Source organism: Sphingobacterium sp. PCS056, from assembly GCF_023273895.1.
Classification (GTDB): domain Bacteria; phylum Bacteroidota; class Bacteroidia; order Sphingobacteriales; family Sphingobacteriaceae; genus Sphingobacterium.
The window spans coordinates 2,112,128-2,125,001 of sequence record NZ_CP096883.1; the positions used below are offsets into that span (position 1 = coordinate 2,112,128).

The following is a 12,874-nucleotide window of genomic DNA, read 5'->3' on the forward strand; positions in this document are numbered from 1 at the left end:
GCTGTATCAAACTCGATATGATTAATAATAAAAAAAAGCTTATTCTAGGCATGCCTAGAACTTTTGGTATTTATAAGGTTATCATTGAACGATTAAAACAATTAGGATTTGAGGTAATTGATATTAGTTATGATGATGATGTCTTTAAATATAAAAATTTATGGGATCGTTTTGTTAATCTAGTTCGAAAAACAATTTTTAATGATAGAGGATATAAAAATAAATTAAAGTTCAGATCCTTAGGAAATTCCGTGTTAAATCAATTAGTAAAGATAGAAGGAAAAGCAGATTATTGTTTATTGATTAGGGCTGATATATACCCCACTGAAGTGGTTAAAGAGATTGTATCAAAGTCTAATAAAGCGATTGCTTATCAATGGGATGGTGTAGAAAGATATCCTGCTGTAAAATCTTTAATAGGTCTGTTTGATCGCTTTTATGTTTTTGATAAGAAGGATATGAATGCTGAAGGTTCAAATTATTTATCGACAACTAATTTTTATTTTGAACATCTTTATAATAAAAAGATTAAGCTAAATGCTAATACCTTCTTTTTTGTAGGAACGTTTATGAAATCTAGATGGGAAGAGATTCAGAAGACTGCTAAACTAATCGTTCAAAATTCAGGAATTCCAAATTTTATTTTATTTAGTAAAGATAAAAATCTTTCAAATCAATATGGTTGCGAGGGAATAAAGCTAGTGGATAGTCCTGTCGATTATGAAGAAATGGTAAAAAAAATATTAGAAAATGATATCCTTGTAGATTTTTTAACAAACGTACATACAGGACTATCTTTCAGAGTATTTGAAGCGATCGGATATCAAAAGAAGTTATTAACGAACAATATAGATATCAAAAATTATGATTTTTATCATCCGAATAATATATATATTATTGGACACGAAGATCGCTCTTTAGCAGATTTTATAAAATTAAATTATCAAAAAATTGATGATAATACTTTAAATCAATACAATTTTGATAATTGGATTATCAAAATGTTAGAAAATTAATGAATGGTTAGCTCAATAAAATCTGATATATTTAATTAATATCAGATTTTAAATTAAACACAGTTTCCACCCATTTATCCAACGTATATTTTTTAAAAATATCATTAGGGAGTTTATTATAAGGGTTTTCAAAAAATGTAGCATCTAAATTAGCTAAATTTTTATCAAGGTATAAAATATTTTGGGGATCATAAAAATCATACTCTACGATACTTGGATTATCTGTGATAATCTTTTTTTCCAATGCCATTGCTTCAAATACTCTAAAGCTTAATCCTTCTTGACCATCTCTAATCAGGTCTAACGTGACGTCACTTTTTTCATATTCAATCAAAACTTCGTCAATGCTAATGGGCTTTTTGATTAGGCAAACGTCTTTAAAGTTTAAATTTTGCGTTAAAAAGCGATTTAATTTCTCTTTCCAAACTTGTTTACCAACAATAACAATCTTATACTTGATATGGAGTTCAGCTAGTTTTGAAACAATTTTTCGGAGTGTCTTGATTCTTTTTTTATCATAAGAAGTAATGTAAAAAAGATCTTGGTGATTTTTCTGAGATGATTTTGGCTTATTGGATAAATAATTGTAATTCGTTATTTTATCAAAACCATGTTCCAAAACGTCTTTATCCTCGAAGGAATAGACCTGATCAAATAACTCCAATTTATTTTCTACCGGATAGCGGCCAAGATTATCATACAAATAGGTGATCAGATGGTTGGTATAAGACTTTATTTTTGCTATAGTCGTGTAATCTAATGTATGAGGATTTAAAACAAGAATTTGATCTTGAAATCCAATTTTACTCAAGTATTCAAGTACATATTCTTGGCGCTTTACATGCTTAATATTTCTATTCAAAAAGATCTTACTTGCCGCGTTATATATTTTTTCCCCAAAGTTTTTGTAACGATAAGTACCCATATTAATGTGCGTGGCTTCAACACCTTTCTCTTGTAATTTTTTGGCAATATGACAATCATAATTCCAATAGTCAAAACTTATAATGGAGATCTTCATACTTGTTCTTTTCGCTTCAAAGAGAGGTAAGTTTGATGTACACTTAAACTTTGTAAGTATGAAATTTCCCATCCTTCTTTCCCGTCTAATATGCCCAATTTAATAATGTATGCTTTGAAAAATTTAAAGCTTGTTTTAGCGATATGAGTCACTAAATTATACTTCTTGTGAGATAACTGCAGTTCTTGTCCTTTGAGTATGCCATAATGAATCATTTTATTTTTGTATGACTGATAATCAGAAAACGAATAATGTAAAATCTTGTGTTTTAAAATTCCAATAGAACCATTCACATCTAAAGTTTCATGTACTTTTTTTAATTCACTATATTTTGCTTTAGATTTTCTAAAAAGCCTAAAGTTTTTGTCATTCTGTGTGCCAGAAAATCGTATTTTTTTGTTACAAAAGAAAAAGGTTCTATAGACATAATATGCGTCATGAGCAGTAGAATCATTGATGGTATTTTGAATCTCTTTTTGAAGAGGTGGTGTTAATCTTTCATCAGCATCTAAAAAGAGTATCCAATCATTACTGGCATAAGAAATAGCTAAATTCCTTTGCTTTGTAAAATCTTCAAACTTGTGTTGGTAAACACGAACTTTTGGATTTTTCTTGGCAAGACTAATCGTTTGATCATCACTGAATGAATCTACTATAATGATTTCATCCGCAAAGTCAAGGCATTTTACGACATCAGAGATGTTCTTTTCCTCATTATATGTAATCACCAATGCACTTAATTTCTGATTCACTTTAACTGATTTCAAATTATAAAATATGATTAACTTGCCTTTAAACCCTGGATATAAATGTTACCTAAATTATGAATGTCAAAAGTATGAACACAATATATTGGAGATTTCCTGATCTTCAAATAGGGTTAACCGTTTTATTCATAGATTATTAAACTCATATTTATCTAGAGCCCGTTGTACAATCTCTTTTATGTATATTGACATAACGAGAATTGTCTTGTTTATGTTACAATAATAATGTTAATTAATGTAAATATTACGCTTTAGACTATGTTTTTTATTCTGTCATCTTTATTATATAAAAATATAATGATCAAAAAAAAATTAGCTACTTAAGGTTTTTAGGCGCAAAAAAGATTATGAACCAATATTTTAAGATGATTAATAATACAAATGAACAAATTAATAGGATAGAGGTCTAATAAGAACTTTAGATAGATGCAGAATTATAACTGATATATTACTCGAAGAAGAGATGTATTTAATATCCATCAACAGAAGTTTATTGGTCATCAAATTTTATGGGATCTATGTGATGATTCACCCTTTATTTCAAGATAAAGATTCATCCATTGGCTTGCTAAGGTATCATCATTGAATTGTTGTGCATATTCCAATCCTATTTTACTCATTTCCTCTTGCAGAACAGGTGAATCTAAAATCGTATCGATAGCATCACTCAGTTGGTCGATATCGTGAGGGTTGACATAATAAGAGGATGGACCTCCTGCTTCTGGGAATACACCAGAAGCTGTTGTAATTACTGGAGTGCCGCTATATAATGCTTCAATAATTGGAATTCCAAAACCTTCAAATATAGAAGGATAAACAAATATTTTAGCAATGCTATAGAGTACAGATAATTCATGCATAGATAAACCCTGTAAAAAGATAACACGATCTTGCATGCCTTTAAGGGTTATAAATTCCTGGATTTCTTTTGCATAAGCGGTTGGTTTCCCAACAATGACTAAAGGTATATCCTTATTTAGAATAGCTTTGACAATTGACAATGCATTTTTTCGAGATTCAATAGTCCCTACATTTAAGATGAAATCTGTTGGTAAACCAAGTTTGATCCTTAAGTCTTTTTTTTCCTCTTCGGTCTTGATGGACTTAAATGATTCATGGCAACCTTGATAAATGACTTTGATCTTGTCTTCAGGAATATGAAAAAATTCACAGATATCTAGTTTAGTCTGTTCGCTGATCGCAACGATTTGATCAGCATGCTCGCAAGCATATTTGAACTTCTTGTGATAAACAGTACGATCGATCTTTTTATATAGCTCAGGATAACGTATGAAAATTAAATCATGTATGGTCACAACAGATTTAATAGAAGTTTCCTTTAGGCCAACTGGAATTTCTCCAGATAAACCGTGAAATATTTGAATCATATCCCTTTTCAGGTCTTCAACAATACCATCTCCTCGCCAGTAACTTTTGAAAGTTCTATTAATAAAACCAGCAGGTTGTCTTACAATATGATTTGGGACAAGTTGATTGTATTCTTGTTTTCCAAGCTGTGGAGTATACAATAAATAAGTTACTTCAGGAAAATATGTTCGTAAGATACGAATCAGATCACGACTATAATTTCCTAAGCCTGTTTGATTATTAAAAAAACGTTTTGCATCAAATCCTATCTTAAACATTTCACTAAATTGCTTATTGTTATATTACCTCTAACTCCCTTTTTTCTGAATAATTTGATTGATGCTTGAAATAACCATTTCGGAAGAGACCAAGTCGATCGCTTCAGTTCCATCACAAAGGCAGGACTTATTGCCGTAAACAGAATTAGGTCTATTTGGATGTTCCACTTGTATGCAATCTGATAGCGTTTGTCCATATCCTAGAAATCCAGCAAAAGGATGAGTTGCCCCCCATATTGATAAGCAACGTACGCCCATTAAAGAAGCCATATGCATTCCGGACGAATCCATGCTGATCATTAAATCTAAATTAGAGATAATGGATAATTCTTCCTTGAGTTTGAAGCGACCGATCGTACTATGCACATTGGGATATAATACCTGCCATTTTTCTGCTTGTGTCTGCTCAGTTTTACCGCCTCCAAAGATATAGACATCCACATTATTGTGCGATAAGTAACTAATTACCTCTTGCATTTTTTCGAGTGAAAAAACTTTGTAGGGATGTTGAGCAAATGGTGCAATCCCAATTTTTTTACTGTCATCATTAGCAAATAGAGCATGTGCTAGATTGGGTAATGGCAATTGATTTGGTATTAATTTATTTTGAAGTACAAATTGAAAACCCAGTTGGCGAAATACATCCGCATAGCGTTCAACAGTGGGTTTCAAGGGTTTCAGAACCTTGTTAGGGAAGCGAGTCAGTTCTTTTTTCTCTTTACGCCCTTTATCCAATTGCTTTACCTGTAAGCCAGAGAACTTAAAAAGAGCCGACAAAATCCTAGATCTTAAATTAAAATGTAGATCTGCAATAGCATCAGCACCTTCCGATGCTAATTCTTTCTTTAGAGCTATAATCCCCTTTAATCCCTTATGTTTTTCCTTAGGGTAAAAACTATGAAATTTGATATTGGGTATTCCTTCAAAAAAGGCTTGAAAAAGCGGACGACTGACCATAATGATAGAGACTGATGGATATTGCTCTGCAAATTCTTTCAACACAGAAGCAACCATGGCAACATCTCCCATGGCAGAAAAGCGTGTAACAATTATTTTTGAAGGTAAAGCCATTATTTAGCTGCCTGATATAACACGGGATTTAAACTTGGGTCATTATACATTTTCATCTGTTTGTAGACCTTCATATATTTTTTGCCTGCTTGAATATCCGAAAGCAATTCGTCAATACTTTGAGACAAATCAATGCGTTGTTCCAATAATACATTTAGTTTAATTTGACAAGCATCGATATGACTTTGCTCGACATCTTCACGTAATGTCTCTTGCTCCATATGGTAGATTTTCAATGCAAGTATAGACAAGCGGTCAATTGCCCAAGCTGGACTTTCCGTATTGATTTTAGCATCCTCATTTGGAGTAATATGCTGAAACTTTAAAAGATAATAACTATCTATATATTCTACTGTATCTGTGCGGTGCTGATTGGACTCATCAATTCTTCTTTTCCAGTATAAACCTTCTTTAGGATCGATCTCTGGATTTCTGACCACATCTTCCATATGCCACTGTACCGTATCAATCCAACATTTCATATAGAGTAAATGTTCTAATGACGACGATTCAAATGGATTTTTAATAACTTGATCAATTTCGTTTTCAACGTGATAATCTGCGATTGCACGTTGAAAAATAGTGTTAGCTAATGCACTTATCATACTACAAACTTAGATAAATTTGTTTTATTTACAATCTTAATTACGTCATATATAAAAACAAATTTATTCATCAGAATCTCTTTTAGACGGTCTTCATGATGGATTTGCAATCGTCACGCGCTTTTGTCTGATTCCAAATTATTTTATAATTGAAATATCATGATAAATGAAATAGGTAACTTAATTTATGAAATTCAATAGTAAACTGGGATAAATACCCAGAATCACGACCACAATACTAATCGAAACGGCTATAGAGATTAAAAAGATATTGAATTTGGGTAAATCTGTAACTGCTTGATTTTCTCTTAAAAAAGCTTGTAATGGAATTTTAAAATAATAGAATAAAGAGATCACCGATGTTAGTGCACCTACGATAAGTAAGATGAGTAAGGATACTTCATTTACAACTTGATATTGTTCGAAAACCTTGGAAAATACCAGAAGTTTACCGATAAAACCAGCAGTAGGAGGCAATCCGATCAAAGAAATCAAGAGGATTGAGAAGCATACGAATAGAAGAGGATATTTTTTGCCCAAACCGGTATAGGATTCAATTTTAGTGTTGCCAATCCCATTTTCCAATTGATCAATCAATATGAAAACAGCAATATTCATCAAAGCATAAATCGTTATATAGAATAATAGGACAGCGATATCATGCTGGACATAGACGAGAGCTACCATCAACAAGATACCCGTATGACCAATAGAAGAATAAGCCATCATTCTTTTCACATCTTTTTGTTTTAAGGCAGCTAAATTTCCGATCAGCATCGTGGCGATAGCAATGATGATGATGATCGTGGTTAGAAACTCGGAATAATAGAAAGGACTAGCGGTCCAACTTGCCAATAAACGTGATAAAAGAACGAGGGCGCCGATTTTAGGAACAGTTGATAAATAAGCAGTGATCGGAGTCGGAGCGCCTTGATATACATCGGGACTCCATACATGAAAAGGAGCGAAACTCAACTTAAAACCAATGCCAGTAAGCAGAAATAGAAATGCGATGCTGCACATGATTTTAGGAGCTTCAATAAGTCCTTGTATATGTTGTGCCGAGTCAAAATTTAAGTTTCCCGTGAAACCGTATATCAGCGATAATCCATATAACATCACTGCAGCACAGATGGAACCGAAGAGGACATATTTCATTGCAGCCTCAGCCTCAAACTTCGTTTTGGAAAAGTATCCTACCATCACGTACGAACTGATGGATACAGTTTCTATAGCAATAAAGATCAACAGCCAATTGCTGCTTAGAGTCAATAGATGCAGTCCCAAGGTTGCAGTGATCAAGACCGCATACAAATCTCCAATTGGGCGAATTTGGTTTGAAAAACGCTGCTGTATGAAAACCGATATGAATAATGTCGATACCGATATGATGATGCGAGATAGAATGGATAATTGATCAATTTTGATCATTTCAAAGAATCCAGATTGACCAATGAATAACTGATGCTGATCCAAAAGGAAAATTAAACTAATGATTAAACCTGCTACAGTAATGATAAAGGAACTGAATTTCCATATTTTGTCTACAAACAAACTGCAAATGATACTGCATACAAAAGCAATCATTAAAGTAAGCTCCGGCTTGAAAAGGGGAATACTTGCAATGATATGATCTAAGATTGATGAAATTGATGAAGCAAATGCTGACATGTTCTTAGTTATACTGTTGAATAAATGCAACCAAATTGATAACCGAGGCGTTCATTTGATCAAATACAATAAATGGGCATATCCCCAAAATCAACGCAAGTGCTAATGTAGGGAACAGGATGAGTTGCTCTCGTCCTGTTAAGTCCACCAGAGCCGTATTCCAAGAGTCGCCACCTTTCAACCTTGTTTGTCCAAAAAACATACGTTGCAGAGTCCATAATAGATAAGCAGCACTCATCAGTATACCAACAGAACCCGCTATAGCCATCCATCTCGGAAGACCAGTACCGAGACTTGCAGAATTAAATGTACCAATAATAACAAATGCCTCTGCTATAAATGCCGAGAATCCAGGTAGACCTAGTGAAGCAAAAAATGCGATCGCAACATAGGCTGTGTACTTGGGCATAATGGTAGCTAAACCTCTAAAATGTGGAATGTATCGATCATGCACACGATCATAAATCACACCGACTAAAAAGAATAAAGCAGCAGATAGAAAGCCATGGCTAATCATTTGGAACATTGCTCCAGAGATACCTTCTGTAGTAAATGATGCTAAGCCAAGCAAAACAAAGCCCATATGTGATACGGAAGAATAGGCAATCAGACGTTTTAAATCTTTTTGAGCCAAAGCGTTAAAAGCCCCATATAAAATAGAAATGACACCAATGAGACCCAGCCACCAGTTACTTTGTGCTGCAGCATCAGGGAAGATGCTAAAGCAAACGCGTATGATACCGTATCCACCAATTTTTAATAATATACCGGCTAATATGATCGATACCGGTGTTGGAGCTTCCACGTGGGCATCAGGCAACCAAGTATGTAGCGGAACAATGGGGACTTTAATGGCAAAAGCAAAGAAAAGTACGATAAAACCAATTAAGCGGGCAGATATACCAAATATTTCTTGATAACCATCAAGCGCAAATATAGAACCATCCACATAGTTATCTGGATTCATCATATGGATCATACTAAAGGTATGAGCACCTGTTACTGGATTAATGACAGAAAAATAAAGACCAACAATAACCAACAGCATAAATACAGAACCAAATAAGGTGTAGATGAAGAATTTCATCGCAGCATACTCTCGTCGTTCTCCCCCCCATATACCAATCAAGAAATAAAGGGGCAGTAGCATCACTTCATAGAAGAGGTAAAATAAGAAGAAATCCAAAGCACAAAAGATACCGATCACCGCCATATTCAATAACATCAATAAGGCAAAGTACCCCTTCAGGCTTTTCTTCATATTCCAAGAAGCACCGATAGCCATTAACATCACAAATGTACTTAATACCAATAAGGGCATCGATATACCGTCTACACCCAATAAGTAATCAATTTCTAATTTTCCAATAGTGCCCAAATCCAGTCGGATCCAAGGTAGCTGTTCGACCAATTGATACCCAGCTAATGTATTGATACCAGTTGAAGTGGGGTTAAAGGAGAAATAAGCCATTCCTGCCAGAACAAGCTGTACAGCAGTTATAGCAAGGGCAATGTATTTATAAACATCTTTGAATCGACTAGGAAGCGCAAGTATGATCGCTGTGGCTAGAAGAGGTAAAAAGATTAATAAGGATAGTGTAGGCATTTTCTAACGTAATAAAAGATAAACTAAACCAACTATAACAAGTAAAAAAACAGAATATAAATAGGTCTGTAGTTTTCCATTCTGTGCTGACCGTGCAAAATTTCCTAATGTAAGTGCAATTTTCCCAAAAGCATTAACAAGGCCATCAACAATGTTTTTATCCAACCAATGACTCAAAAGGGCTATTTGCTGGATTAATTTTGTAAATATATGGATGAAACCATCAACAATATGGCGATCTATCCAATAAGAAAATTTACTTAAATTCAACACACCGTTGACTATAACTTTCTCATTAAAAAGATTGAGATAACCCTGATTGAAAGATATTCGATTAGCAAGGCTATTGGCATGCAGTGGATATTGTCCTTGAGCATACCATCTCCATCCCAATACCCATACCGATAATGCACCAGCAGTTAAGATTATTGGAATAATAAGATGTGCCGTATGATTAGTTTCATAGGGATACTGTACAAGCAATCCATCCATGACCCATGCATCATGGTAGGAAATGGGGTTTATGGAAAATAGGGGAAAGAAACAGCAAATTCCTAAGAAGTACATGGGCCAGAGCATCAATTTAGGAGAGTCATTCAAATGAACTGATGACCCCAATAAATTTTTAATGCGTAACTCCGAAAAGAAGGCTTTAAAAATGAGACGGCCAATATAAAATGCAGTCATGATACTGACGATAATCAAAATTGTCGGCACGATCTGAAAGATGGGACCTTTTGCTGTTGCCCATTCAAATGCAGAAATAATAATACTGTCCTTAGATAGATAGCCTGACGTCAGGGGAAATCCTGCGAGTGCTAATGAAGCAACGGTCATTAAAATAAATGTTTGAGGCATATATTGACGTAGTCCCCCCATGTTACGCAGATCTTGAGGGTCAAAATCAAGTTTATGATGTACTTTAAGATGTGCCATCTCATGGATGACAGCTCCAGCACATAGAAACAGTAAACACTTGAAAAAGGCATGAGTCAATAAGTGAAACATCGCTGCATCCCAAGTACCGATACCGATACCCACCATCATATAGCCCAGTTGTGAAATCGTAGAAAAGGCTAATATCTTTTTGATATCATACTGCGCTAACGCAAAGTACGCTGCAGTAGTAGCCGTTATCGTACCAATGATGACCATGATCAAAAGTACAGTATCATTAAAAAGTGGAAATAAGGTACTCATTAAAAATACTCCCGCTGCAACCATGGTCGCAGCATGTATTAATGAAGAAACGGAGGTAGGACCCTCCATGGCATCAGGTAACCAGACATGTAGTGGAAACTGCGCTGATTTTGCCATGGCCCCTAAGAAAAACGAAATTCCAGTTACCGTTAACCAGATCGCATCCATACTGTTGTATGGTGATATCCAGAGTCCATTTTCAATAGTTGTGTTCGCAATCAAACCATCGTTTCCAAATAATGTGACGAGATTTAAAGTGCCAAATTGCGAGTAGACAATGGCTATACCAATTAAGAATCCCAAATCACCGATTCTGTTGACTAAAAAAGCTTTTTTATTGGCTTGTACAGCAGCATCCTTGGTATACCAGAATCCAATCAATAAATAGGATGCAAAGCCAACAAGTTCCCAAAATACGTACATGAGCAGTAAGTTGTTCATGATGACAAGTCCGAGCATTGCGAAACAGAATAAACTGAGATACATCCAATAACGGTGTATTCCAGCATCGCCGTGCATGTAGGATTTCGAATAAATATGAACAGGAACTGCTATGATGGAAACCAGAAGCAGCATCAGCGAACTGAGGTTATTCAGCAATATACCAACCGTAAATGTCGTGTTGCCTATTTTAAACCAGGTGATTTCAGAGGATAGGGGCATGGCATTCCATACATCAAGAAATGTCAGTAAGCTCAAGACGAAACTGCATATAATCGCTAACGTCCCAACGAGACCTGATTGGTCTTTTCTACCAACAATAGCTTGATATAAAAAAGCCAATAAAGGGATGACCACAGTTAAAAGTGCAGTACAAATAGGCGATATGTTTAATAAAAAGTCCAATGCTAATCTTTTAATTCCCGAATTTGATCCGGATTAACGGTTTTGTAGTAGCGGTATACGTTGAGAATAATAGCTAACCCAACTGCAACCGCAGCTGCAGCTAATACAATTGCAAATAAGGCAAATATCTGCCCACTATAATTGATCTTGTCATACTTACCAAAAGCAACAAAATTGAGAATAGCAGCATTGATCATTAATTCAATACCCACCAAAATCATAATCGCATTCTTTTTTGCTAATACAGCATATAGGCCGATACAAAAGATACAAGCTGAAACAACTAAAAAGTGTGTTAAGGTGATCATTTTTGTAAATCCTTTCGTGATAAATGCGATGCACCTATTAAAGCCATCATCAAAAAGATGGATATCACTTCAAAAGGCAACACATATTGAGTCATAAATTTAATACCCAGTTGATGGATATTATTATCTGTGCTTTTGATAACGGTATTATTTTCAATAGCTGTAGTCATCCACACCACAGGGGTCTGTTGCCATTCTATAATACCGAAAATCATCATTCCTAAAAATGCCAAGATCAAAGGAAGTACTTTCCATGTAGGGAGCGAAAACAAAGATCCCGTAGTCTGTTGTAGATCGTTGAGCAATTCTTTATTCGAAAGCATAAAGGCGAATAATAACAAAATAAGTACACCACCGACATAGACCATGATCTGTGTGATCGCGACAAAATCGGCTAATGCAAATAAATAGAGGCCCGCCATAGCGAATAATACTACAAAAAATAAAAATAGGGCCCGTGCTATATTTTTTAAACTCACCACCAATATAGCTGAACCGACAGCTAGGGTTGCGAAAGCGTAAAATAAAAAAAGTTCTATATTCATTATTTTGCTTTTGCTGCCTCCTTTTCAGCTTGAAATTTAGTCCATTCCGATTTTCTTTGCGCTACCTGATCATCTGTCATGTCCGAAAACCCATAAATTAAATCGGTCAGTTTGGTTGAACTACGATCATATTGATTGGTCATAACAATACATTCTGTTGGACAGACCACGGTACACAATCCACAGTACATGCATTTAGCCATGTCAATATCAAACTTTGCTGGATATAATCGTTTGACACTGCCATCAGAAGTTTTTCCTATCGCTTCTGGCGATTTGATGGCCTCAATTGCAATACAGTCGACAGGACACGCTTTGGCACATAAATCACAGACGATACAATCGTCAATTTCAACCTCAAGTTGATAGCGTGCAACTTCAGGGATGGGCATTTTGACTTTGGGATATTGAACTGTGGCAATACCGTCCTGCTTGTCAAAATAATTATCTTTTGTAATATCCAGTTCTTGACGCGCCTTACGAGCACCAAATAGATGCTTTACTGTCAGAGATAATCCTTTGAAAGCAGTCGTTAATGCATGAAAAGCAGTTTTGAATATCATATCAATTTA

General features: G+C 34.8%; 12 protein-coding genes. 1 reads left to right on the top strand and 11 read right to left on the bottom strand.

Going from position 1 to position 12,874, the window contains the following annotated elements:
• Nucleotides 1-17: 17 nt before the first annotated feature.
• Entirely contained in the window at nucleotides 18-1,016 is a 999-nt protein-coding gene (locus tag MUB18_RS08675; RefSeq protein WP_248755662.1) for a hypothetical protein, read from the top strand.
• A gap of 31 nt (nucleotides 1,017-1,047) precedes the next feature.
• On the opposite strand, the gene MUB18_RS08680 is transcribed toward MUB18_RS08675, so the two are convergent.
• The 11 genes from MUB18_RS08680 to MUB18_RS08730 all read right to left on the bottom strand — a co-directional run bounded on the left by MUB18_RS08680 (nucleotide 1,048) and on the right by MUB18_RS08730 (nucleotide 12,865).
• Nucleotides 1,048-2,037, bottom strand: a complete 990-nt coding sequence (locus MUB18_RS08680; RefSeq protein WP_248755663.1) for a glycosyltransferase — start codon at nucleotides 2,035-2,037, stop codon at nucleotides 1,048-1,050.
• The gene (locus MUB18_RS08685; protein WP_248755664.1) at nucleotides 2,034-2,789 is read right to left on the bottom strand and encodes a glycosyltransferase family 2 protein; all 756 of its coding nucleotides are present in this window, start codon (nucleotides 2,787-2,789) and stop codon (nucleotides 2,034-2,036) included. The genes MUB18_RS08680 and MUB18_RS08685 overlap by 4 nt, the downstream gene beginning before the upstream one ends.
• A gap of 515 nt (nucleotides 2,790-3,304) precedes the next feature.
• Nucleotides 3,305-4,450 (bottom strand): glycosyltransferase family 4 protein, encoded by a 1,146-nt coding sequence (locus MUB18_RS08690; RefSeq protein WP_248755665.1) that lies wholly within the window; start codon nucleotides 4,448-4,450, stop codon nucleotides 3,305-3,307.
• Nucleotides 4,451-4,480: 30 nt separating this feature from the next.
• Entirely contained in the window at nucleotides 4,481-5,521 is a 1,041-nt protein-coding gene (locus MUB18_RS08695; RefSeq protein WP_248755666.1) for a glycosyltransferase family 9 protein, read from the bottom strand.
• A complete protein-coding gene (locus MUB18_RS08700; protein ID WP_248755667.1) occupies nucleotides 5,521-6,126 on the bottom strand; it encodes a DUF4254 domain-containing protein in 606 nt (201 codons plus the stop codon). Before MUB18_RS08700 ends, MUB18_RS08695 begins: the two co-directional genes overlap by 1 nt.
• Before the next feature lie 180 nt (nucleotides 6,127-6,306).
• Entirely contained in the window at nucleotides 6,307-7,797 is a 1,491-nt protein-coding gene (locus MUB18_RS08705; protein ID WP_248755668.1) for an NADH-quinone oxidoreductase subunit N, read from the bottom strand.
• 4 nt (nucleotides 7,798-7,801) lie between these two features.
• Nucleotides 7,802-9,403, bottom strand: coding sequence for a NuoM family protein (locus MUB18_RS08710; RefSeq protein WP_045753784.1), 1,602 nt, complete (start codon nucleotides 9,401-9,403; stop codon nucleotides 7,802-7,804).
• 3 nt (nucleotides 9,404-9,406) lie between these two features.
• Nucleotides 9,407-11,449, bottom strand: a complete 2,043-nt coding sequence (locus tag MUB18_RS08715) for an NADH-quinone oxidoreductase subunit L (RefSeq protein WP_248755669.1) — start codon at nucleotides 11,447-11,449, stop codon at nucleotides 9,407-9,409.
• A gap of 2 nt (nucleotides 11,450-11,451) precedes the next feature.
• Nucleotides 11,452-11,757 carry an NADH-quinone oxidoreductase subunit NuoK gene (nuoK, locus tag MUB18_RS08720; protein ID WP_045753786.1) on the bottom strand — a complete coding sequence of 102 codons (306 nt, stop codon included), beginning with the start codon at nucleotides 11,755-11,757 and terminating at the stop codon, nucleotides 11,452-11,454.
• Entirely contained in the window at nucleotides 11,754-12,302 is a 549-nt protein-coding gene (locus MUB18_RS08725; RefSeq protein ID WP_248755670.1) for an NADH-quinone oxidoreductase subunit J, read from the bottom strand. Before MUB18_RS08725 ends, nuoK begins: the two co-directional genes overlap by 4 nt.
• Nucleotides 12,302-12,865, bottom strand: coding sequence for a NuoI/complex I 23 kDa subunit family protein (locus tag MUB18_RS08730; protein ID WP_045753788.1), 564 nt, complete (start codon nucleotides 12,863-12,865; stop codon nucleotides 12,302-12,304). Before MUB18_RS08730 ends, MUB18_RS08725 begins: the two co-directional genes overlap by 1 nt.
• Nucleotides 12,866-12,874: the final 9 nt, after the last annotated feature.

Bases quoted from the DNA above. Each gene is read 5' to 3' on its own strand.
- MUB18_RS08730 (WP_045753788.1), bottom strand. From the start codon at position 12,865: ATGATATTCAAAACTGCTTTTCATGCATTAACGACTGCTTTCAAAGGA.
- MUB18_RS08705 (WP_248755668.1), bottom strand. From the start codon at position 7,797: ATGTCAGCATTTGCTTCATCAATTTCATCAATCTTAGATCATATCATT.
- MUB18_RS08690 (WP_248755665.1), bottom strand. From the start codon at position 4,450: ATGTTTAAGATAGGATTTGATGCAAAACGTTTTTTTAATAATCAAACA.
- MUB18_RS08680 (WP_248755663.1), bottom strand. From the start codon at position 2,037: ATGAAGATCTCCATTATAAGTTTTGACTATTGGAATTATGATTGTCAT.
- MUB18_RS08675 (WP_248755662.1), top strand. From the start codon at position 18: ATGATTAATAATAAAAAAAAGCTTATTCTAGGCATGCCTAGAACTTTT.
- MUB18_RS08695 (WP_248755666.1), bottom strand. From the start codon at position 5,521: ATGGCTTTACCTTCAAAAATAATTGTTACACGCTTTTCTGCCATGGGA.
- MUB18_RS08700 (WP_248755667.1), bottom strand. From the start codon at position 6,126: ATGATAAGTGCATTAGCTAACACTATTTTTCAACGTGCAATCGCAGAT.
- MUB18_RS08710 (WP_045753784.1), bottom strand. From the start codon at position 9,403: ATGCCTACACTATCCTTATTAATCTTTTTACCTCTTCTAGCCACAGCG.
- nuoK (WP_045753786.1), bottom strand. From the start codon at position 11,757: ATGATCACCTTAACACACTTTTTAGTTGTTTCAGCTTGTATCTTTTGT.
- MUB18_RS08725 (WP_248755670.1), bottom strand. From the start codon at position 12,302: ATGAATATAGAACTTTTTTTATTTTACGCTTTCGCAACCCTAGCTGTC.